Source organism: Nonomuraea sp. NPDC001636, assembly GCF_040298265.1.
In the GTDB taxonomy this organism is placed as follows: domain Bacteria; phylum Actinomycetota; class Actinomycetes; order Streptosporangiales; family Streptosporangiaceae; genus Nonomuraea.
On sequence record NZ_JBEOZT010000002.1, the window covers coordinates 251,510 to 272,568 of the forward strand.

The following is a 21,059-nucleotide window of genomic DNA, read 5'->3' on the forward strand; positions in this document are numbered from 1 at the left end:
GAATGCAAGGTGAAGGCGTGCTGTCCAGCGGGCTGTCCCTGGCCGAGCTGGGCGGGCGCATCCGCGCCGAGCGGCGCGGGCGCGGGTTGTCCGTCGAGCGCCTGGCCGAGCTGAGCGGCATCAGCCGGAGCATGGTCTCCGACGTCGAGCGCGGCGCCAAGTCGCCGACCGTGCTGGTGCTCGACCGCCTGGCCACGGCCCTCGGCACGTCGATCTCCCGGCTGCTCGACGAACCGGCGCGCGAGGACGTGCGCGTGCTGCGGCACGACCGGCAGCGGGTGCTGCGCGACCCGTCGGGCTGGGAACGGCGGGTGTTGTCGCCGGTGCTGACCGACGTGGAGTTCGAGTTCATGCGGACCACGATCGGCCCCGGCGTGGACGCGGGCGAGTTCGCCCCGCACGCCCGCGGCTCGCGCGAGTACCTGGCCGTCGAGCGCGGCACGCTGCGCCTGACGATCGACGACCGGCCGTACGAGCTGGCGGCCGGCGACTCGGCCGCCTACCCCGGCGACCACCGCCATGCCTTCGCCAACGACGGGACCGCCGACTGCGTCTTCTACCTGGCCATGGAGCTGGGTGGCGGCGGCCACCACGAGACCTGGAGGGAATCCCCGCATGGATGAGCTGCGCCGCGCCGGCGTCAGGGCGGCCGAGATCGCTGCCGCCCATCTGGAGGGCGTCCCGGCCGGGCCGGTGTGGCGGCCGGTGCCCGCCGCCGAGCGCGCCTGGCTGGGCGAGCTGCCGCTGCCCGACACCGGGCGTCCGCTCGACGCGCTGCTCGACGACGTGAGCGCCCATGTGCTGCCGTACCCGATGGGCAACGGGCACCCGCGCTTCTTCGGCTGGGTGAACTCGCCGCCCTCCCCCGCCGGCGTGCTCGTCGAGCCGCTGGCCGCCGCGCTCAACCCGAGCTGCGCGGGCGGCGACCACGCGGGCCCGCTGCTGGAGCGTACGGTGGTGCGCTGGCTGGCCGAGCTGGTCGGCTTCCCCCACCCGCCCGGCGGCGGCCTGCTGACCAGCGGCGCGTCGATGGCCACGATCGTCTGCCTGGCCACGGCCCGGCAGCACGCCGCGCTCGCCGACGGCTGGGACGCCCGCGAGGAGGGCCTGCACGGCCGCCCACCCATGATCATGTACGTCACCGAGGAGGGCCACAGCTGCCTGCACAAGGCGGCCCAGCTCCTCGGCCTCGGCGCCCGGAACGTCCGGAAAGTGCCGGTGGACGCCTCCTTCCGCATGGACGTCGGCGCGCTGCGCGCGATGATCGCCGACGACCTGGCGGCGGGCCTGCGGCCGTTCTGCGTGGCGGGCAGCGCGGGCACCGTCAACTCCGGCGCGGTCGATCCGCTCGACGCGATCGCCGACGTGGCCGCCGAGCACGGGCTCTGGTTCCACGTGGACGGCGCCTACGGCGCGCTCGGCGTGCTCGACGCGCGCTCGGCGCCCGCCTACGCGGGGCTGGACCGGGCCGACTCGCTGGCCCTCGACCCGCACAAGTGGCTCGGCGTCCCGGTCGGCTGCGGCTGCGCGCTGCTGCGCGACCCGGCCGCCGCGCGGGCCGCCTTCAGCCTGGTGCCGTCGTACCTGATCGACGACAACGCCGGCGACCTGGGCTGGTTCGCCGAGTACGGGCCCGAGCAGACCCGTCCGTTCCGGGCGCTGAAGACCTGGGCGACGCTGTCGTACCTGGGCAGGGAGGGCGTCACGCGCCTGGTCGAGCACACCGGCGGCCTGGCCCGCACGCTGGCCGCCCTGGTCGAGCAGGCCCCGGACTTCGAGCTGCTCGCGCCGGTCGCCACGTCCATCACGGCCTTCCGCCACACGCCCGCGACGGGCAAATTCGGCGGACCCGGCGGGCTCGACACGCTCAACCGGGCCCTGCCGGGGGCGGTCCAGGCGCGCGGCAACACCTTCCTCACCGGCACCCGCCTGGGCGGCCGGGACGCGCTGCGGGCCTGCTTCCTGCATCCCGACACCACCGAGGACGACCTGGCGATCCTGCTGGAGGAGATCCGCCTGGCGGCGAAGACGCTCTGAGGCCCGGTAAAGGGCTTCTCCACGGACGTACCGGACACGCATGGCCGGACGCCGGGATCCGACAAAGCCCTGTGAGCGCTCCCCCGGCCCGGGTAGTAAGCGGCCGGGACGTGAGCAATCAGGAGGATCCCATGGCAGAGACCGTGGCAGACGTGATGACTTCGCACCCGGCGACGGTCGAGTGCGACCAGCCGGTGTCGGCCGCCGCGGCGCTCATGCGCGACAACGACGCGGGCGCGGTGATCGTCAACGAGAACGGGCGCATGAAGGGCATCGTCACCGACCGGGACATCACGATCCGGGTGGTGGCCGCCGAGCGGGGGCCGGAGACGCCGGTCAGGGAGGCGTGCAGCCCGTCGGTCGAGGCGGTCGGGCCCGACACGAGCATCGACCAGGCCGTGCAGATCATGCGCTCGCACGCGGTGCGCCGCCTTCCGGTCGTCGAGGACGGCCGTCCCGTCGGCATCGTGAGCCTGGGCGACCTGGCGGTGGAGCGCGACCCGGACTCCGCACTCGCCGACATCTCGGCCGCGGAGGGCAACCGCTAACGTGGTTGTGTGATCACCGTCGAGGACGTCCGGCGCTTCGCGCGCACCCTTCCGCGCTCGTCCGAGCACCTGATCCGGGACCGGGTCAAGTTCCGCGTGGGAAAGATCGTCTACGTGGCGTTCTCGCGGGACGAGACGCTGATGGGCTTCGGGTTCCCGAAGGAGGAACGCGAGGCCCTGGTGGCGGCCGAGCCGGACAAGTTCCTCATGCCCGGCGAGTCCGATCTGCGCTTCAACTGGGTGGTCGCCCGCATGGACGCCCTCGACGCGGCGGAGATGCGGGAACTGGTGCTGGAGGCGTGGCGCATGTGCGTCCCCAAGAAGGTCCGCCTGGAACAGCAGCTCCAGACCGGCCCCTGACCCGGTCCGCCGCGGCTACGACACCGAGCGGTAGAGGGCCGCGGTCAGGTCGGTGACGCGTTTGACCGAGCCGCTCCACGCGCTGCCCGCCGGGTGGGCGGTGAGCACCGCCATGACCAGACGGTCGCCGGCGCCGGCCAGGCCCGTCGTGTGCAGCACGGGCCGGCCGTAGTCGGGCACGCCCGAGCCGGTGGCGCGCTGCGCGATCCACGAGACGGGCGCGGCCAGGGCCTTGGGGTCGCACGTGCCGGGCGGTGTCGCGCCGAACCCGGACCAGCCCTGCTTGACCGCCCATGGCCTCGGCACCGCGCGCGGGATGCCGAAGGTCTGGTCGAAGCCGTCGGTGCCGCACGGCGTGGAGGCGCGCAGGTGGCCGAGGACGAGGTCGCGCACCCGGGCGTCGGCGGTGTCGAGCAGGTAGCGGTAGGTGCGGACGACGTCGTACGCGCTGAGCGAGGTGTAGCCCCAGAAGCCGGGCTTGGACGCGGGCGGCGGGGTGGTGTCGGACAGGCCGAGCCGGCGGGCGGTCCGGACGATGATCTGCCCCTTGCCGTCGCGGTCCCAGAACGCCGAGGCGGCGTCGTCGTCGCTGGAGCGCAGCATGATCTTCAGCAGCCGGGCGTCGGCCGGGGGCACGCTCTTGTGCCGCTCCAGGTAGTCGATCGCGATGAGGATCTTGACGACCGACGCCGAGCGGAACTTGCGGTGGGCGTTCCGGACGGCGACGATCTTGCCCGCCTTCCTGTCGAACACCACCCAGGCCGCCGTGGTGCCCGGGGGCACCTGGATCGGGCGGGCGACGGCGGCGTGGGCGGGCGTGGCCAGGGCGACGACGGGGACGACCGCCGCCGCGGCGGCCAGGGGCTTGATTCGCACCCGCCTATAACTACCAGATTGTGTCGTCCACCCCTTGACCGTCCAACGAAAGCGGGTATAAACACAGGAGAAACCAAACAGAAACGGCGGTGAACCAACATCATGTACGCCGAGGAACGGCAGCAGGAGATCCTCCGCAGAGCGCGGGACGCGGGCCGCGTCGACGTGGTGCGGCTGGCCGCCGAGCTCGACGTGACCACCGAGACGATCCGCCGCGACCTGACCGCGCTGGAACGGGCGGGCGTGCTGCGCCGGGTGCACGGCGGCGCGATCCCCGTGGAGCGCCTGGGGTTCGAGCCCGCGCTGGCCGCCCGCGACGAGGTGATGACCGCGGAGAAGGAGCGCATCGCCAAGGCGGCCCTGGCCGAGCTGCCCGAGGACGGCTCGGTCATCATCGACGCCGGCACCACCACCGGCCGCCTGGTCCAGGCGCTGCCCGCCGACCGCGAGCTCACCGTGATCGTCAACTCGCCGCCGCTGGCCACCGTCCTGGCCTCGCGGGCCAACCTCCAGGTGATCGTGCTGGGCGGGCGGCTGCGCGGCAAGACGCTGGCCACGGTCGACGACTGGGCGCTGCGCCCGCTGGCCCACCTCAACGTCGACGTCGCGTTCATGGGCGCCAACGGCTGCTCGCCCGCCCGTGGCCTGACCACGCCCGACCCGGCCGAGGCGGCGATCAAGCGGGCCATGGTCCGGGCCGCGCAGCGCAGCGTGCTGCTGGCCGACCACACCAAGTTCGGCAACACCTACCTGGCCACGTTCGCCGAGCTGGGCGAGATCGACGTGGTGATCACCGACGCCGGGATCGACCCGGCGCTGGCCGCCGACGTCGCCGCGGCCGGGCCGGAGGTGATCCGGGCGTGATCCTCACGTTGACGCTCAACCCGAGCCTGGACCGCACGATCGAGATCGCCGCCCTGGCCAGGGGCGCGGTGATCCGGGCCGCGCGGGCCCGGCTCGACCCGGGCGGCAAGGGCGTCAACGTCTCGCGGGCGCTGCTGGCCAACGGCGTCGCCGCCCGTGCCGTGCTGCCCTTCGCCGGGGACGAGGGCGCGCAGCTCGTCCGCCTGCTGGCCGCCGAGGGCCTGGACATGGTCACCGTCCCCGTGGCGGGCACGACCCGGTCCAACGTCACGCTGGCCGAGCCCGACGGCACCGTCACCAAGATCAACGAGCCGGGGCCCGCGTTGTCGGCGGCCGAGCTGGACACCATCGCCGAGACCGTGCTGGCCGCGGCGCGGGAGGCGGACTGGGTGGTGGCCTCGGGCAGCCTGCCGCCCGGGGTGCCCGCCGACGTCTACGCCCGGCTGTGCCGCCGCTTCGCCGCCGCGGGCCTGCACGTCGCCGTGGACACCAGCGGCCCGGCCCTCGCCCGTGCGCTGGAGGCCGGTCCGGCGCTGGTCAAGCCGAACCTCGACGAGCTGGCCGCGGTGACCGGCCGGCCCTTGTGCCGGGTCGGCGACGTCGTCGAGGCGGCGGCCGGGCTGCGCGCCGCGGGCGCCCGCACGGTGCTGGCCAGCCTCGGGGCCGACGGCGCCGTCCTCGTCCAGGACGACGGCGTCTGGTACGGCGAGGCGGCGGTCACCGGGCCGCGCAGCTCCGTCGGCGCCGGCGACGCCATGCTGGCCGGATTCCTGGCCGCGGGCGGGCACGGCGTCCCCGCCCTGGCCGAGGCGCTGGCCTGGGGCGCGGCGGCGGTCCGGCTGCCCGGCAGCAGGATGCCCGGCCCCGCCGACATCGACCGCGCCGGGGTGCGCACGGGAGCCCCCGACCCGGCCCGCCCGCTCACCGTCCCGCACGCGCCGCCCGTCCCGGAGCCGGTCGCCCCCTCACCGCACGGCTGATCCACTGCTCATCCCCCCGAAGGAGCACGTCCATGGCCGACAGTTACACCCCTCCGGTCCACGGCACCGGAGTCAAGGCCACCATCCAGCGTCTAGGCGGCCATCTGGCCGGGATGATCATGCCGAACATCGGCGCGTTCATCGCCTGGGGCCTGATCACCGCGCTGTTCATCCCCACCGGCTGGCTGCCGGACAAGGAGCTGGCCGCGCTGGTCGACCCGGTCATCAAGTCCCTGCTGCCGATCCTCATCGCCTACACCGGCGGCCGCATGGTCCACGGGCAGCGCGGCGCGGTCGTCGGCGCGGTGGCGGCGATGGGCGTGGTCGTGGGCTCGGACATCCCGATGTTCCTGGGCGCGATGATCGTCGGCCCGCTCGCCGCCGTGATCCTGAAATATGTGGACAAGTTCACTGAGCAGCGGACCCGGGCCGGGTTCGAGATGCTGGTGGACAACTTCACCGCCGGCATCGTGGGCGCCGCGATGGCCGTGGCCGGGGTGCTGGGCATCGGGCCGGTCGTCCGGGTGGTCACCGACGCGGCGGGCCACGCGGTCGAGTGGCTGATCACCAACAACCTGCTGCCGGTCGCCTCGGTGCTGATCGAGCCGGCCAAGGTGCTGTTCCTGAACAACGCGGTCAACCACGGCGTGCTGGGGCCGCTGGGGGTGGCCGAGGCGGTGCGGCAGGGCAAGTCGATCCTGTTCATGCTGGAGTCGAACCCCGGCCCCGGGCTCGGGCTGCTGGTGGCATACCTGCTGTTCGGGCCGCGCCCGCTGCGGCCGAGCACGCCCGCCGCGATGATCATCCACTTCTTCGGCGGCATCCACGAGATCTACTTCCCGTACGTGCTGATGAAGCCGCGGCTCATCCTGGCCGTCATCGCGGGCGGCGCGGCCGGCGTGTTCACCTTCATGATCACCGGCGCGGGCCTGGTCGCCACGCCCTCCCCCGGCAGCATCTTCGCCTACCTCGCGGTGACGCCGCGCGGCGGCTGGCTCGGCTCGATCGCCGGGATCGCGGTGGCCACGGCCGTCTCGTTCGCCGTCGCCGCCGTGCTGCTGGGCTTCGGCCGGGGCGAGAAGGAGCCGGCGCCGGACGTCCCCGGCCCGCAGGACGCCGTCGCGGACCCGCCGGCGCCCGAACCCGCGAGCACCGAGCCCACGAGCCCCGAACCCGCGAGCCCCGAACCCGCGAGCACCCGACCCGTCAGGACCGAACCCGTCAGCAAGGAGGCGTGAGCCGTGGCCGGCATCGACAGCAAGGACATCCACAAGATCGTCGTGGCCTGCGACGCGGGCATGGGCAGCAGCGTCATGCTCGCCTCCCAGCTCCGCAAGCAGCTCAAGGAGAGCGGCGTCACCGTCGAGCACACCCCGGTGAACTCCATCCCCGCCGACGCCGACGTCGTCGTGTGCCACTCGGGGCTGGCCGCCCGGGCCAGGGCCGCCGCGCCGGGCAAGGCGCTGGTGTCCTTCCAGGTCTTCCTCGGCGACCCGGCGGTGACCGCGCTGGTGCACACCATCAGGAACGGCGGCGCCGTCGATGCGTGAGGACCTGCTCGACGCGCGGGCGATCCTGCTGCACGAGAGCGCGGCCTCGCGGGAGGAGGCCGTCCGCCGGTGCGGGCGGGTGCTGGTGGAGACAGGGGCGGTCGCGGAGCCGTACGTCGAGGCGATGCTCGAACGCGAGCGCACGATCTCCACCTACGTCGGCGAGGGGGTGGCCGTCCCGCACGGCACGGCCGCCGCCAAGCGGGACGTCACGCGCGACGCGATCTGCGTCGTGCGCTTCCCCGGCGGGATCGACTGGGACGGCGAGCGCGTCACGCTGTGCGTGGGCATCGCCGCCGCCGGCGACGGGCACGTGCCGCTGCTGGCGGCGCTGGCCGAGATCCTGCTCGACCCCGACCGGGCCAGGACGTTGCGCGAGGCGACGGAGCCCGGCCAGGTGCTGAAGGAGCTGACGTGAAGGTAGCCAGGTTCCACGCCCCGGGCGACATCAGGATCGAGGACGCACCGGAGCCGCAGGCCGGGCCGGGCGAGCTGAAGATCCGGGTGCGCAACTGCTCGACCTGCGGCACCGACGCCAAGATCTTCCGGTACGGCCACCACCACATCAGGCCGCCGCGCGTGATGGGCCACGAGATCGCCGGCGAGGTCGTGGGCACCGGCGCGCGGGTGCAGGTGATCGCCGCCATCCCGTGCGGGACGTGCGCGGAGTGCCGCCGGGGCCGCCTGACCGTCTGCCCGCGCCAGGAGTCGATGGGCTACCACTACGACGGCGGCTTCGCCGAGTACGTGGTCGTCCCGGCCAAGGTGCTGGCGGTGAACGGCGTCAACACCGTTCCGGACGGCGTCGGGTTCGCCGAGGCGTCGGTGGCCGAGCCGCTGGCCTGCGTGCTCAACGGCCAGTCGCTGGCCGGGGTGGGGCCGGGCGACGACGTCGTGGTGATGGGCGCGGGCCCGATCGGCTGCCTGCACGTACGGCTGGCGCGGGCGCGCGGCGCGGCCCGGGTCTTCCTGGTGGACGTCAACGCCGACCGGCTGGCGATGGCGGCCGAGCTGGTGCGTCCCGACGCGGTGATCGACTCCGACGCCGTCGGGCAGGTGCTCAAGCTGACCGGCGGCCGCGGCGCCGACGTCGTGATCACCGCGGCGGCCTCCGGCGCGGCCCAGGAGCAGGCGGTCCGGATGGCCGCCCGGCAGGGCCGGGTGAGCTTCTTCGGCGGGCTGCCGAAGGACGACCCGGTCATCGCGCTCGACGCCAACCTGGTCCACTACCGGGAGCTGACCATCGTGGGCGCGAACGGCTCCAGCCCCGCGCACAACGCCGAGGCCCTGCGCCTGGTGGCCGAGGGCGCCGTCGTGGTGTCCGACCTGATCACCCACCGGCTGCCGCTGCCCCGGGTGCTCGACGGGATCGACCTCGTCAGCACGGGCAAGGCGATCAAGGTGACGATAGAACCCTGAAGGAGGGTGGCGATGGCGAGTCGAACGGTGGCCGTGGCCTCTGCCGGCGGCCTGCACGCGCGTCCGGCGAAGGTGTTCGTGCGGGAGGCGGCCCGGCTCGGGGTGCCGGTGCGGGTGCGGCTCGGCGAGCGGTCGGTGCCGGCGGGCAGCATGCTGGGGGTGTTGTCGCTGGGCGCGGTGCAGGGCACGGTGGTGACGCTGGAGGCCGAGGGCGCGGGCGCCGAGGAGGCGCTCGACGCGCTGGCCGCCCTGCTGTCCCGCGACCTCGACGCCGTCCCCGCGCCGGGCGCGGCTGAGACTGCGGCCGGTGAGGCGCTCGATGCCTGAGGCGACGCTGAAGGGGGTGGGGGTCAGCCAGGGCCGCACCGCCGGGCCGGTGGTGCGGATGGCGGCCCCGCCCGTGCTGCCCGCCCCGCGCCGGGTCACCGACCCCGGCGCCGAGACGGCCGCCGCGGCGAAGGCCCTCGACGCCCTCGCCGCCGACCTGGAACGCCGCGCCGCCCACGCGGGCGCCGAAGGGGCCGAGATCCTGGAGGCGCTGGCCATGATGGCCGCCGACCCGGAGCTGCGCGAGCAGGCCGAGGCGCACGTGCGCGACGACGGCCTGGACGCCCCCCACGCCCTGGACGCCGCCTTCTCCGCGCACCAGAAGGCCCTGGCCGCGCTCGGCGGCTACCTCGCCGAGCGGGCCGCCGACCTCGACGACCTCAGGTCTCGCGCGGTGGCCGCCGCCCTGGGCCTGCCCATGCCCGGCGTGCCCGACCCCGGCCATCCGTTCGTGCTGGTGGCCGCGGATCTGTCGCCCGCCGACACCGTCGGCCTGGGCCCGCGGGTGCTGGCGCTGGTGACCGAGCGCGGCGGGCCCACCAGCCACACCGCGATCCTGGCCCGCGGCCGCGGCCTGCCCGCCGTGGTGGCCTGCGCGGGCGTCACGGACGTCCCCGACGGGACGGTGGTCGGCGTGGACGGCGTCACCGGCGAGGTCACGGTCGGCCTCACCGGCGAGGAGGCCGACCGCGTACGGGAGTCCGACCGGCGCGACCGCGAGCGGCTGGCCGCCGGCGCCGGGCCCGGCAGGACCGCCGACGGCCACCCGGTGAGGCTGCTGCACAACATCGGCTCGGCCGCGGACCTGCGGCCGGGCGCGGAGGGCGTGGGCCTGTTCCGCACCGAGTTCCTGTTCCTCGGCCGCAGGCTGCCGCCCTCCCACGAGGAGCAGGTCGCCGCGTACGCGGAGGTGTTCGCCGGAGGCGGGCCGGTGACCGTGCGCACGCTCGACGCCGGCACCGACAAGCCGCTGCCCTTCCTCGGCCTGCCGGCCGAGCCCAACCCGGCCCTGGGCGTGCGCGGCCTGCGCGTCGACCGCGTGCTGCCCGGCGTCCTGGACGCCCAGCTCGACGCCATCGCCGAGGCCGCCCGCGCCACGGGCGCCGACGTGCGGGTGATGGCCCCGATGGTGACCACCGCGCGCGAGGCCGCCGACTTCGCCCGCCGCGTGCGCGCCCGCGGCCTCGCCCGCGCGGGCGTGATGGTCGAGGTGCCCGCCGCCGCCCTCCAGGCCGACGAGCTGCTGGCCGAGGTGGACTTCCTCAGCGTCGGCACCAACGACCTGGCCCAGTACACCTTCGCCGCCGACCGGCAGCATCCCGGCCTGTCCGACCTGCTCGACCCGGCCCAGCCCGCCCTGCTGCGGCTGGTCGGCATGTGCGCCGAGGCCGGGCTGCGGGCGGGCAAGCCGGTCGGGGTGTGCGGCGAGGCCGCCGGCGACCCGGCGGTCGCGCCGCTGCTGGTGGGGCTCGGGGTGTCCAGCCTGTCGATGGCCCCCGTGTGCGTGCCCGTCGTCCGCGAGGCGCTGGCGGCCCTCACCCTGGAGGAGTGCCGGGAGCGCGCCCGCCTGCCGCGGCGCTGACCGGTCAGCCGACCGGCTCGGGGTTGTGGGCCCTGAGCCGGAGCCGGTCGTCCTCGACGTCCACGGTGACCTTGCCGCCCTCGGCCACCTCGCCGGTCAGCAGCATCGTGGACAGGCGGTTGTCCAGTTCCCGCTGCACGGTCCGGCGCAGCGGGCGGGCGCCGAACTCGGGCTGGTAGCCGCGCCGGGCCAGCCAGTCCTTGGCCTCGTCACTGACCTCCAGGGTGACGTTCTGGCCGCGCAGCCGCTGCCGGGTGCGCTCCAGCAGCAGGTCCACGATCTGGCGCAGCTGCTCGCGTTCCAGCCGCTTGAAGATGATCACCTCGTCGATGCGGTTGAGCAGCTCGGGGCGCAGGGAGTGGCGCAGCAGGTCCATGAGCTCGTCCTGCAGGCTCGGGGTGTCGCCCTCGGCGTCCAGGATGAGCTGGGCGCCGATGTTGCTGGTCATGATGACGATGGTGTTGGTGAAGTCGACCGTGCGGCCCTGGCCGTCGGTCAGGCGGCCGTCGTCGAGCATCTGGAGCAGGATGTTCATGACGTCGGGGTGGGCCTTCTCGATCTCGTCGAGCAGGATGACGCCGTGCGGGCGGCGGCGGACGGCCTCGGTGAGCTGGCCGGCCTCCTCGTAGCCGACGTACCCGGGGGGCGCGCCGATCAGGCGGGAGACAGTGTGCCGCTCCTGGAACTCGCTCATGTCGATGCGCACCATGTGGTCCTCGCCGCCGAACAGCGCGGCGGCCAGCGCCCTGGCCAGCTCGGTCTTGCCGACCCCGGTCGGGCCGAGGAACAGGAAGCTGCCGATGGGCCGGTTGGGGTCCGACAGGCCCGCCCTGGCCCTGCGCACCGCCTCGGCGATGGCGGTGACGGCCTCGTCCTGGCCGATGACCCGCTCGTGCAGGTGCTCCTCCAGCCGCATCAGCCGCTCGCGCTCCTGCTCGGTGAGCTGGGTGACGGGAATGCCGGTACGCCGGGAGACGACCTCGGCGATGTCCTCCACCATGACCTGCGGGACGGTGTCGTGGCCCTGCCGGGCGCGGTCCAGCTCGGGACGGAGCTTGTCGATCTGGACGGTGAGCTCCTTGGCCCGGTCGAAGTCGTCGGAGGTGACCGCCTGGTCCTTGTCGCGGCGCAGCGACTCCAGGCGTTCCTCCAGCTCGCGCACGTCGCTGCCGGGGGTGCGCGAGCGCAGCCGGACCCGGGCCGAGGCCTGGTCCATCAGGTCGATGGCCTTGTCGGGCAGGAAACGGTCGGAGATGTAGCGGGCCGAGAGGTTGGCGGCGGCGTCCAGGGCCTCGTCGGTGATGCGGACCTGGTGGTGGGCCTCGTAGGCGTCGCGCAGCCCGGCCAGGATCTCGACCGTCTGCTCGACGGTGGGCTCGCTGACCAGGATGGGCTGGAAACGGCGTTCGAGCGCGGCGTCCTTCTCGATGTTCTTGCGGTACTCGTCGATCGTGGTGGCGGCGATGACGTGCAGCTCGCCGCGGGCCAGGGCGGGCTTGAGGATGTTGGCCGCGTCCATGCCGCCCTCGGCCGAGCCGGCGCCGACCAGGGTGTGCACCTCGTCGATGAAGACGATGGTCTCGTCGGCGTGCGCGCGCACCTCGTCGATGACCTTCTTGATGCGCTCCTCGAACTCGCCCCGGTACTTCGACCCGGCGACCATGCCGGTCAGGTCGAGCGCGACGACGCGGCGGTCCTTGAGCGTGTCGGGCACGCTGCCGTTCACGATGCGCTGGGCGATGCCCTCGACGATGGCGGTCTTGCCGACGCCGGGCTCGCCGATCAGGCACGGGTTGTTCTTGGTGCGCCGCGAGAGCACCTCGATGGCCTGCTCGATCTCGTCCTCGCGGCCGACGACCGGGTCGATCCTGCCCTGCCTGGCCTCCTCGGTCAGGTCGCGGCCGTACTCGTCGAGCGCGGGGGTGTCCGTGGGCCGCCGCCCGTCGCCGTGCTGCTGGCGGGACGCGCCGGACATGATGGCCTGCTGCAGCTCGTTGGCCGAGACGCCCTGCTCCTGGAGCAGCCGGGCGGCCGCGGAGTCGGGGTTGGCGGCCAGGGCGAGCAGCAGGTGCTCGGGGCCGATGTAGGAGGACTGGAGGGCGCGGGAGATGCGCTGGGCGTCCAGGACGGCGCGTTTGGCCGCCGGGGTGAGCGTGGTGGGCGGCTCGGTGCCGGTGCCGGGTCCCGTCAGGGCGTCGATGCGGTCGCGCAGCCTGCCGAGGTCGACGCCTGCCGCCTGCATCAGCGGGCGGGTGGCGTCGGACTCGGTCAGCGCGTCGAGGATGTCGAGGACGTCCATGTCCTGGGCGCCGCGCTGCCCGGCGACCTCCAGGGCCCGGCTGAGCACCTCCCTGGCCGAGGCGCTGAGCAGCTTGCCCACGTCCACCCGCTGCACGCTGGGACGGGACGGCGGCCAGCCCTCCATCCCGCCGAACACCCGCCCTGTGAGCTCCTCGAACCCCCTGAACGGATCTCCCCCGAAGAACGACCTGAACGGCATGTCGGACATTTGATCTCCCCCTAGTGCATCAGGGGGACATCTAGCCGAAGAAGCCGCAAGTCATAGCCAGCAATCGGCAAAGGGGACGCATTACTCGGTGGCGATGAGGTCGATGACGGGGGTGTCGCCCGAGACGAGCTCCAGCGTGCGATGCGCGGTGCCCGGGTTCTCCAGCAGCGCCATCACGACGGCGGCCACGTCGTCGCGCGGCACCGAGCCGGGCGGCACCTCCGGGGCCAGCCGGACCAGGCCCGTGCCGGGCTCGTCGGTCAGGCGGCCGGGGCGCAGGATCGTCCAGGCCAGGCCGTCGCGGGCGCGCAGGTCGTCCTCGGCGGCGGTCTTGGCCTCGATGTAGGCGGCCCAGACCGCGTCGCTGCCCGGCGCGGGCGGGCGGCCGGCGCCCATGGAGGAGATCTGGATGAACCGCCGCACGCCCGCCCGCTCGGCGGCGTCGGCCATCAGGACGGACGCGGCCCGGTCGACGGTGTCCTTGCGGGCCGCGCCGCTGCCCGGCCCGGCGCCGGCCGCGAAGATCACGGCGTCGGCGCCGCGCAGGATCTCCGTCACCTCGTCGGCGGTGGCCCGCTCCAGGTCGCACAGCACGGCCTCGGCCCCGGTGGCCTCGACGTCGGCCACGTGCGCGGGGTTGCGCACCAGGCCGACCGCGCCGGACCTGAGCCGCTCGGCCAGCCGCAGCGCGATCTTGCCGTGGCCACCCGCGATGATGATCCGCATGCCTCCCATGGTGTCATGGACGTCATGAACGACTTCCCGCAGGCCCCCACGCCCGCGTTCCTGTTCGACCTGGACGGCACCCTGATCGACAGCGTCTACCAGCACGTCATCGCCTGGCGGCAGGCGCTGTCCGGGATGGGGATCGACCTGTCGGTGTGGCGCATCCACCGGCGCATCGGCATGAGCGGCGGCCTGTTCGTCAGCGCGCTGCTGCGCGAGACCGGGCTGAAGCTGACCCAGGAGCAGATCGACGAGTTGCAGGTCACCCACGCCGAGGCGTACGAGCAGCAGGTGGCGTCGGTCCGGCCGCTGCCGGGGGCGGCCGAGCTGCTCGGCGAGCTGTCCGCGCGCGGCGTGCCGTGGGCCATCGCGACCAGCGGCTACGCCCGTACGGCCCGGCTCGCGCTGGGCATGCTCGGCCTGCCGGAGGACACCCCGATGGTCACCCGCGACCAGGTGCGGCGGGCCAAGCCGGACCCGGATCTGTTCCTGGCCGGTGCGGCGCTCGTCCGGGTGGACCCGCTGCATGCGATGGTGGTGGGCGACAGCGTCTGGGATCTGCTGGCCGCCCGCCGGGCGGGCGCGCTCGGCATCGGGCTGCTGTCCGGTGGATATGGCAGGGACGAGCTCGAACGCGCCGGGGCCTTCCGCGTGTACGCCGATCCGGCGGACATGCTCGCCAGGCTGGACGAGCTCGGCGTGCGCTCCCCGTCCTGAGCGAAGGGGGAATATCTCGCCGAACCTCCCAGCTTGATCGTGCGTATCCCCCACAGAGGAGCATTGAGATGGACTTGGCAGACATCGGCGTCACCGGCCTGGCCACCATGGGGCGCAACCTGGCCAGGAACCTGGCCAGGCACGGGTACGCCGTCGCCGTGCACAACCGCACGACGGCCCGCACCCAGCAGCTGGTCAGGGAGTTCGGCGGGGAGGGCACGTTCGTGCCGGCCGAGGAGCTGGCCGCCTTCGTGGCGTCGCTGAAGCGGCCGCGCCGGGCGATCATCATGGTGAAGGCGGGTCCCGGCACCGACGCGGTGATCGACCAGCTCGCCGAGCTGATGGAGCCGGGCGACATGATCGTCGACGGCGGCAACGCGCATTTCCAGGACACCCGTCGTCGTGAGGCGGCGCTGCGCGAGCGCGGCATCCATTTCGTCGGCACCGGCATCTCCGGCGGCGAGGAGGGCGCGCTGCTCGGACCGAGCATCATGCCGGGCGGCTCGAAGGAGTCGTGGGAGGCGCTGGGCCCGATCCTGCAGGACATCTCCGCCAAGGTGGACGGGGTGCCGTGCGCGGTGCACGTCGGCCCCGACGGCGCCGGGCACTTCGTGAAGATGGTGCACAACGGCATCGAGTACTCGGACATGCAGCTCATCGCCGAGTCCTACGACCTGCTGCGCCAGGCCCTGGGGGCGACGCCGGCCGAGCTGGCCGAGGTGTTCAGGGAGTGGAACCGGGGCGACCTGGACTCGTACCTGATCGAGATCACCGCCGAGGTGCTGGAGCAGGTCGACGCGGCCACGGGCAAGCCGTTCGTGGACGTCGTGGTGGACCAGGCCGAGCAGAAGGGCACCGGCCGCTGGACCGTGCAGAGCGCGCTCGACCTGGGCGTGCCGGTGACCGGCATCGCCGAGGCGGTCTTCGCCCGCGCGTTGTCGGGCCATCCGGAGCAGCGCGCCGCCGCCGCGTCGCTGGAGGGCCCGCAGCTGTCCGGCGTCGGCGGCCGCGAGCTGATCGAGGACGTGCGCCAGGCCCTGTACGCGTCCAAGATCGTCGCCTACGCGCAGGGCTTCGACCAGATCGCCGCCGCCTCCAAGGAGTACGGCTGGGACGTCGATCCGGGCGCCATGGCCACCATCTGGCGCGGCGGCTGCATCATCAGGGCCAAGTTCCTCGACCGCATCCGCGCCGCCTACGACGCCGACCGGCGGCTTCCGACGCTGCTGGCCGACCCGACCTTCGCCGCCGCGCTGAACGCCGCGCAGGAGGCGTGGCGGCGCGTGGTGACCACGGCCGTGCGGATCGGCGTGCCGACGCCGGGCTTCTCCTCCGCGCTGGCCTACTACGACGGGCTGCGCCGCGACCGCCTGCCGGCCGCGCTGGTGCAGGGGCTGCGCGACTACTTCGGCGCGCACACCTACCACCGGGTGGACCGGGAGGGCGCCTTCCACACCGACTGGTCGGGCGACCGCGCCGAGCACCCCGCCTGACCGCCCGCCGTGGCTCGGCGGACGGTCAGCGGCTGGTCAGGGCGACCGGGTTGGCCACCGCCGTGACCACGCAGAACCCGATCGGGCCGGCCGTGTCGTGCAGGGTGACCTGGCCGGTCGCGACGCCGCCGGCGCTGAGGTGGCCGGTGGCCTCGACGCCGATCAGCTCGCCCTCGGGCAGCCGGGCCAGCGTCAGCGTGTAGTCGGCGTTGATGAAGCTGACGCCCGCCGAGCCGACGTTGGCCAGCGGGCTGGCGAAGTCGGCGGCCAGGGCGGCGCGGGTGAGCGGCGTCAGCGGCTCGTCGTCCACCAGCGGGCAGGTCTCGCGCAGCCACACCCGGTCGCGCCCGCCCTGCCCCCACTCGGTCAGCCGCCACAGGTCGAACGGCGGCTTCCAGCCCTGCCCCGCGGCCGGGTCGCCGGCGGGCGGCGGCTCGTCCCAGGCGGGCGTGTGCGGCAGCCGGCCGCCGGGCTGCTCGCCCTGCCGCAGGAGCACGGCCGAGGCCCGGCCGATCACGCCCTGTCCGGTGGAGAGCACGGCGTCGGCGACCCGGATCCGCCGTCCGTCCCTGACCAGGGTGGTCTCCACCGTGACCGGCAGCATGGGGCTGTTGCGGAACAGGTCGACGGTGAGCCTGGCGAAGTGCAGGCCGGGCTCGCCGTGCCGCGCCTCCAGGGCGCTCGCCGCCAGGCCGCCGAGCAGGCGGCCGTGGAGCATGTCGGGGGACCAGGGGCTGCGCGCGTGCGGGGCGGGCACGAACTCGCCCTCCTTGCGCGTGAAGAACGCTGACGTGGCCATCACCGAATCATATTCTGGAAGAGAGCAGCCGCCGTCCCAGGGCGTGCAGACGTTCCTTCAGCTCGGCCGGTTCGAGCACCTCGAAGTCGAGGTCGAGGAAGGCCACGGCCACGGCCATCAGGTGCAGGTCGTCGCCGCGCATGGTGAGCACGCAGGTGGTCTCGTCCACCGGCTCTACCTCGCCGCCGATGCGACCGGCCAGCCGTCCGGCCGGGGCGTGGACCAGGAAGCGGGCCTGGAGCGGCCACATCTGGTGGCCGAGCCGGTGCCGCACCCAGGCGGCGACGTCGGGCTCCGGCGGCTCGCGCGGGACGAAGCGCGGGCCGTTGGGCGTGCGCACCTCGATCCGGTCGGCCCGGTACGTGCGCCAGTCGTGGCGGTCGACGTCCCAGCCGACCAGGTACCACCGGCTGCCCTTGCTGACCAGGCTGTGCGGCTCGGCCTTCCGCAGCGTGACGGCGCCCTCGTGGTCGGTGTAGTCGAAGCGCAGCTGCTCGCGGTCGCGGCAGGCGGCGGTGATGCGGGTCAGCAGCTCGGGATCGACCGTCGGGCCCTGCCCGCCGACGCGCACGGTGTGCGTCTGCAGGGCGTTGACGCGCTGCCGCAGGCGGGCGGGCAGCACCTGTTCGAGCTTGGCCAGGGCGCGCAGCGAGGTCTCCTCGATGCCCGTCACCGTGCCGCCGGCGGCCGTGCGCAGGCCGACCGCGACCGCCACGGCCTCCTCGTCGTCGAGCAGCAGCGGCGGCAGCTCAGCACCGGGGCCGAGCCGGTAGCCGCCGGCCACCCCCGGGGTGGAGCCCACCGGGTAGCCGAGGCTGCGCAGCCGGTCGATGTCGCGGCGCAGCGTGCGCGGGGCCACGCCGAGCCGTTGCGACAGCTCCGCGCCGGGCCACTCGCGCCGGGTCTGCAGGAGGGAGAGCAGGCGCAGGAGCCGCGCCGAGGTGTCGAGCACCGGTCCATTGTGGCCCGATCCTGGCCGCAATGCTGCCTAGCGTGGGCGGCATGAACCGATTCGTCATCGACATCCCGCAGTCCGCGATCGACGACCTGCGGGCGCGGCTGAACCGTACGCGCTGGCCGGACGCCCTGGAGGGGGTCGGCTGGTCGTACGGCGTGCCGCCCGAGGCCGTGCGCGAGCTGGCCGCGTACTGGCTGGACGGCTACGACTGGCGGGCGCACGAGGCGCGGCTCAACGAGCTGCCGCAGCACACGACCGAGATCGACGGCCAGCGCGTGCACTTCGCCCACGTGCGCTCGCCGCGTCCCGGCGCGCTGCCCCTGCTGCTGACGCACGGCTGGCCGAGCACGTTCGCCGACTTCTCCCGCGTGGCCGAGGCGCTCAGCCGCGACTTCCACCTCGTCATCCCGTCCGTGCCCGGATTCGCCTTCTCCGGCCCCACCACCGAGACCGGCTGGGGCGTGCGCCGGGTCGCCGCCGCCTGGATCGAGCTCATGGACCGCCTCGGCTACCACCGGTACGGCCTCCAGGGCGGCGACTTCGGCTCGCTCGTCTCGCCCGCCCTGGCCCGGATGGCGCCCGAGCGGGTGGCGGGCGTGCACCTGAACGCGCTGACGGCGTTCGTCTCCGACGACCAGTCCGGCCTGACCGAGGCCGAGACCGAGCGCGCGCGGCGGATCGAGCGCTGGCACCGCGAGTTCTCCGGGTACGCCGCCATCCAGAGCACCAGGCCGCAGACCCTCGCCTACGCCCTGGCCGACTCGCCGGCCGGCCAGCTCGCCTGGCACCTGGACGCGTTCGCGAGCTGGGGCCAGGACGTCGGCGGGGTCGCCCCCGACGACATCCTGACGAACGTCACCATCACCTGGCTGACCGGCACCGCCGGCTCCGCCGCCCGCCTGTACCGCGAGAGCGGCGGCGACTGGGCGCCGCCCGCCGAGCCCGGCAGGACGCCGACGGCCGTGGCCGTCTTCCCCGGCGACAGCACGGTCCGCCGCTACGCCGAGCGCTCCCACAACGTGGTGCGCTGGTCGGAGCCGGCGCGCGGCGGCCACTACGCCGCCCTGCAGGCCCCCGACCTGCTGGCCGAGGACGTCAGGACGTTCTTCGCCGACCTCTAGCCGGGCGCTTCGTTCCTTCGCCGAGCTCTAGCCGGGCAGTTCGTTGCTTCGCCGAGCTCTAGCCGGGCATCACGCAGAACGGGTGGCCCTCGGGGTCGAGCAGCACCGTCCAGTCGTCGCCGCCCGGCTGGTGGCCGGGCAGGGTGGCGCCCAGGGCGACCAGCGCCCGCCTGGCCTCCTCGACGTCGGGGACGGTGAGGTCGAGGTGCACGTGCTTGCCGTCGTTGGGCCAGCCCGGACCCTGGTAGCCGTCGATCCGCTGGAAGGCCAGCGGCACGGGGCCGCCGGTGACGGTGGCGTAGCCGGGGTCGGAGTCGCCGACCTGCCAGCCGGTCGCCTTGGCGTAGAAGCCCGCCAGGGCGACGGGGTCGGCGCAGTCGAAGACTATGGAGGAAATCACTGTTGTCATGCCACCACCCTTGCCGGTGTCACCCCCCAAGGTCTTGAACATCCTTGCACCCCACCCGCCCCCACCGCCGCCACACACGGCCCTCCGCCACACACCCCCACCCCCACCGCCGCACGTCTCAGCCGCACTCGTCGCACGTCTCCGCCGAACGGCCCCGCGTCCCCGCCGTACGGCCCCCGTCCCACGCCGCCGCCCCCTCGCCGTACTGCCTCCGGCGCGTACCCCGGCCGACGCCGTACCCCCGGGGACGCGCGCGTCGCCGAGGGCCCCAGGCCCTGGCGGGGGAGATTGTCGGTGGTGGGGCGTAGCGTTCGGCGGGTGCGATCCTCCAAGCCGCTGGCCCGTGGGAAGGGCTTCACCCTCGACCTGGTGACCTGCGCCGACGACCACCGCGGCTGGTCGCGGCCCGAGGTGGGCCGGGCCCACCGCATGGTGCTGGTCCACCGCGGCGCGTTCCGCCGCATGGCCGACGGCCGCAAGGCCGCCGTCGACCCGACGATGGCCTACCTCGGCGCGCCCGGCGAGGAGGAACGCTTCGCCCACCCGGCGGGCGGCGACGTCTGCACGTCCCTGTCCCTGTCCCCCGCCCTCTGGCGCACGCTCGCGGGCGACGCCACCCGCCTGGCCCGCTCCACGGTCTACGTCGACGCCCGCCTCGAACTCGCGCACCGCCGCCTGCTGGCCACCGCCCGCGCGGGAGACCCCGACTTCGCCCTGGTCGAATCCCTGCTGTCGCTGACCGGCGCCACCCTCGCCCAGCTGGCCGGGCCCGCCACCCCGGCCGCCGCGGACGGGGCGGCCGGGGCGGCCGGGGCGCGCCGGCCCGCCCCGTCCCCCGCCCGCTCCACCGCGGCCATCGCCGACGCCGCCCGCGAGGCGATCTCGGCCGACCATCCGGCGGCCGCCGGGCTGTTGCCGCTGGCGGAGTTGCTGGCCGTCTCCCCCTACCGGCTCAGCCGGGCCTTCACCCGCGAGCTGGGCGTCTCGCTCACCCACTACCGCAACCGGGTGCGCGTGAGCCGGGCGCTCGACCGGCTGGAGAGCGGCGAGACCGGCCTGGCCGCGCTCGCCGCCGACCTCGGGTTCGCCGACCAGGCCCACCTGACCCGTACGATCCGCCGCCACGTCGGCCACACCCCGACGGTCCTACGCCGCCTGCTGGCCTCTCCCGCTCCCCTCGGGCGGGTGGATTTCGGGTCGCCTGCCGCCGTAAGCTCCCCCAATGCGTGATGCAGGTGAGGACGCCCGGCCCGACCGGGGCGTCGTACGCGAGGTCCACTCGCTCAACGGTCCCGTCACTCTGGCCTACTCCCCCGACCTCGACGGCCTGGCCGATCCGGGGGAGATCGTGTGGGCGTGGGTGCCGTACGAGGAGGATCCGTCGCGGGGCAAGGACCGGCCGTTGCTGGTCGTGGGCCGTACCGGGCGCAGGCTGCTCGGCATGATGTTGTCGAGCAAGGGCGACGACGGCTCCGACTGGCTGGAGATCGGCGCGTGGGGCCGCGACGGGCGGGTGTCGTACCTGCGGCTCGACCGGGTCTTCGTGCTGGACGAGGGCGACATCCGCCGCGAGGGCGCGGTGCTCGACGGCGACCGGTTCGCGCGGGTGGCCTCCGTCCTCATGCAGACGCACGGGTGGGGCGTGCGCTGACCCACGTACGGCCCGCCCGGGTCCCGCCCGCGGCGGTGGTTGGTCCTTCAGCCCCCGGGGATGGGCGTGAGGGAGTATCCGGATGGTAAGCGCACGATCCGGTCATCGTCCGAGATCGCCCGCGCCTGCGATC

General features: G+C 74.3%; 23 protein-coding genes. 17 read left to right on the top strand and 6 right to left on the bottom strand.

The window, feature by feature from the left end; translation table 11 throughout:
• Positions 1–2: 2 nt before the first annotated feature.
• The 4 genes from ABT158_RS04915 (at position 3) to ABT158_RS04930 (ending at position 2,945) form a co-directional block, all read left to right on the top strand.
• Positions 3–623, top strand: a complete 621-nt coding sequence (locus tag ABT158_RS04915) for a helix-turn-helix domain-containing protein (protein WP_352350965.1) — start codon at positions 3–5, stop codon at positions 621–623.
• Positions 616–2,037 (top strand): pyridoxal phosphate-dependent decarboxylase family protein, encoded by a 1,422-nt coding sequence (locus tag ABT158_RS04920; protein WP_352350967.1) that lies wholly within the window; start codon positions 616–618, stop codon positions 2,035–2,037. The genes ABT158_RS04915 and ABT158_RS04920 overlap by 8 nt, the downstream gene beginning before the upstream one ends.
• 131 nt (positions 2,038–2,168) lie before the next feature.
• Entirely contained in the window at positions 2,169–2,585 is a 417-nt protein-coding gene (locus tag ABT158_RS04925) for a CBS domain-containing protein (protein WP_352350969.1), read from the top strand.
• Between the two features lie 9 nt (positions 2,586–2,594).
• Positions 2,595–2,945 carry an MmcQ/YjbR family DNA-binding protein gene (locus tag ABT158_RS04930; RefSeq protein ID WP_352350971.1) on the top strand — a complete coding sequence of 117 codons (351 nt, stop codon included), beginning with the start codon at positions 2,595–2,597 and terminating at the stop codon, positions 2,943–2,945.
• Positions 2,946–2,960: 15 nt separating this feature from the next.
• Here ABT158_RS04930 and ABT158_RS04935 read toward each other — a convergent pair whose 3' ends face one another.
• Positions 2,961–3,821 carry a D-alanyl-D-alanine carboxypeptidase family protein gene (locus ABT158_RS04935; RefSeq protein WP_352350973.1) on the bottom strand — a complete coding sequence of 287 codons (861 nt, stop codon included), beginning with the start codon at positions 3,819–3,821 and terminating at the stop codon, positions 2,961–2,963.
• A gap of 102 nt (positions 3,822–3,923) precedes the next feature.
• Here ABT158_RS04935 and ABT158_RS04940 point away from each other — a divergent pair, with 102 nt between their 5' ends.
• Genes ABT158_RS04940 through ptsP form a run of 8 tightly spaced genes read left to right on the top strand, consistent with a single transcriptional unit; the run spans position 3,924 to position 10,543 of the window.
• Complete coding sequence (locus ABT158_RS04940; protein WP_352350975.1) at positions 3,924–4,685, top strand: DeoR/GlpR family DNA-binding transcription regulator; 762 nt, start codon at positions 3,924–3,926, stop codon at positions 4,683–4,685.
• Complete coding sequence (pfkB, locus tag ABT158_RS04945; protein WP_352350977.1) at positions 4,682–5,665, top strand: 1-phosphofructokinase; 984 nt, start codon at positions 4,682–4,684, stop codon at positions 5,663–5,665. Before ABT158_RS04940 ends, pfkB begins: the two co-directional genes overlap by 4 nt.
• Before the next feature lie 32 nt (positions 5,666–5,697).
• Positions 5,698–6,903 carry a mannitol-specific PTS transporter subunit IIC gene (mtlA, locus tag ABT158_RS04950; protein WP_352350979.1) on the top strand — a complete coding sequence of 402 codons (1,206 nt, stop codon included), beginning with the start codon at positions 5,698–5,700 and terminating at the stop codon, positions 6,901–6,903.
• Between the two features lie 3 nt (positions 6,904–6,906).
• Positions 6,907–7,215 (top strand): PTS sugar transporter subunit IIBC family protein, encoded by a 309-nt coding sequence (locus tag ABT158_RS04955; protein WP_352350981.1) that lies wholly within the window; start codon positions 6,907–6,909, stop codon positions 7,213–7,215.
• On the top strand, positions 7,208–7,633 hold the full coding sequence (locus tag ABT158_RS04960; RefSeq protein WP_352350983.1) for a PTS mannitol transporter subunit IIA: 426 nt from the start codon (positions 7,208–7,210) through the stop codon (positions 7,631–7,633). Before ABT158_RS04955 ends, ABT158_RS04960 begins: the two co-directional genes overlap by 8 nt.
• Complete coding sequence (locus ABT158_RS04965; RefSeq protein ID WP_352350985.1) at positions 7,630–8,634, top strand: zinc-dependent dehydrogenase; 1,005 nt, start codon at positions 7,630–7,632, stop codon at positions 8,632–8,634. Before ABT158_RS04960 ends, ABT158_RS04965 begins: the two co-directional genes overlap by 4 nt.
• A gap of 12 nt (positions 8,635–8,646) precedes the next feature.
• Entirely contained in the window at positions 8,647–8,961 is a 315-nt protein-coding gene (locus ABT158_RS04970; RefSeq protein ID WP_352350987.1) for an HPr family phosphocarrier protein, read from the top strand.
• Entirely contained in the window at positions 8,954–10,543 is a 1,590-nt protein-coding gene (gene ptsP / locus ABT158_RS04975; RefSeq protein ID WP_352350989.1) for a phosphoenolpyruvate--protein phosphotransferase, read from the top strand. The genes ABT158_RS04970 and ptsP overlap by 8 nt, the downstream gene beginning before the upstream one ends.
• Before the next feature lie 4 nt (positions 10,544–10,547).
• On the opposite strand, the gene ABT158_RS04980 is transcribed toward ptsP, so the two are convergent.
• Both ABT158_RS04980 and ABT158_RS04985 read right to left on the bottom strand, forming a co-directional pair.
• A complete protein-coding gene (locus ABT158_RS04980) occupies positions 10,548–13,052 on the bottom strand; it encodes an ATP-dependent Clp protease ATP-binding subunit (protein WP_352350991.1) in 2,505 nt (834 codons plus the stop codon).
• Positions 13,053–13,133: 81 nt separating this feature from the next.
• Positions 13,134–13,778, bottom strand: a complete 645-nt coding sequence (locus ABT158_RS04985) for an SDR family oxidoreductase (RefSeq protein ID WP_352350993.1) — start codon at positions 13,776–13,778, stop codon at positions 13,134–13,136.
• A 24-nt stretch (positions 13,779–13,802) separates the two neighbouring features.
• On the opposite strand from ABT158_RS04985, the gene ABT158_RS04990 reads away from it, so the two are divergent.
• Both ABT158_RS04990 and gnd read left to right on the top strand, forming a co-directional pair.
• Positions 13,803–14,495, top strand: coding sequence for an HAD family hydrolase (locus tag ABT158_RS04990; RefSeq protein WP_352351780.1), 693 nt, complete (start codon positions 13,803–13,805; stop codon positions 14,493–14,495).
• A 68-nt stretch (positions 14,496–14,563) separates the two neighbouring features.
• Positions 14,564–15,988, top strand: a complete 1,425-nt coding sequence (gene gnd, locus ABT158_RS04995) for an NADP-dependent phosphogluconate dehydrogenase (RefSeq protein ID WP_352350995.1) — start codon at positions 14,564–14,566, stop codon at positions 15,986–15,988.
• A 25-nt stretch (positions 15,989–16,013) separates the two neighbouring features.
• On the opposite strand, the gene ABT158_RS05000 is transcribed toward gnd, so the two are convergent.
• Entirely contained in the window at positions 16,014–16,787 is a 774-nt protein-coding gene (locus tag ABT158_RS05000; RefSeq protein WP_352350997.1) for a thioesterase family protein, read from the bottom strand.
• Between the two features lie 7 nt (positions 16,788–16,794).
• Positions 16,795–17,739 carry a helix-turn-helix transcriptional regulator gene (locus tag ABT158_RS05005; protein WP_352350999.1) on the bottom strand — a complete coding sequence of 315 codons (945 nt, stop codon included), beginning with the start codon at positions 17,737–17,739 and terminating at the stop codon, positions 16,795–16,797.
• 50 nt (positions 17,740–17,789) lie between these two features.
• On the opposite strand from ABT158_RS05005, the gene ABT158_RS05010 reads away from it, so the two are divergent.
• Entirely contained in the window at positions 17,790–18,866 is a 1,077-nt protein-coding gene (locus tag ABT158_RS05010; protein ID WP_352351001.1) for an epoxide hydrolase family protein, read from the top strand.
• Positions 18,867–18,924: 58 nt separating this feature from the next.
• On the opposite strand, the gene ABT158_RS05015 is transcribed toward ABT158_RS05010, so the two are convergent.
• The gene (locus ABT158_RS05015) at positions 18,925–19,275 is read right to left on the bottom strand and encodes a VOC family protein (protein WP_352351003.1); all 351 of its coding nucleotides are present in this window, start codon (positions 19,273–19,275) and stop codon (positions 18,925–18,927) included.
• A gap of 318 nt (positions 19,276–19,593) precedes the next feature.
• Here ABT158_RS05015 and ABT158_RS05020 point away from each other — a divergent pair, with 318 nt between their 5' ends.
• On the top strand, positions 19,594–20,505 hold the full coding sequence (locus ABT158_RS05020) for a helix-turn-helix transcriptional regulator (protein WP_352351005.1): 912 nt from the start codon (positions 19,594–19,596) through the stop codon (positions 20,503–20,505).
• Complete coding sequence (locus tag ABT158_RS05025; RefSeq protein WP_352351007.1) at positions 20,498–20,926, top strand: type II toxin-antitoxin system PemK/MazF family toxin; 429 nt, start codon at positions 20,498–20,500, stop codon at positions 20,924–20,926. Before ABT158_RS05020 ends, ABT158_RS05025 begins: the two co-directional genes overlap by 8 nt.
• Positions 20,927–21,059 lie beyond the last annotated feature (133 nt).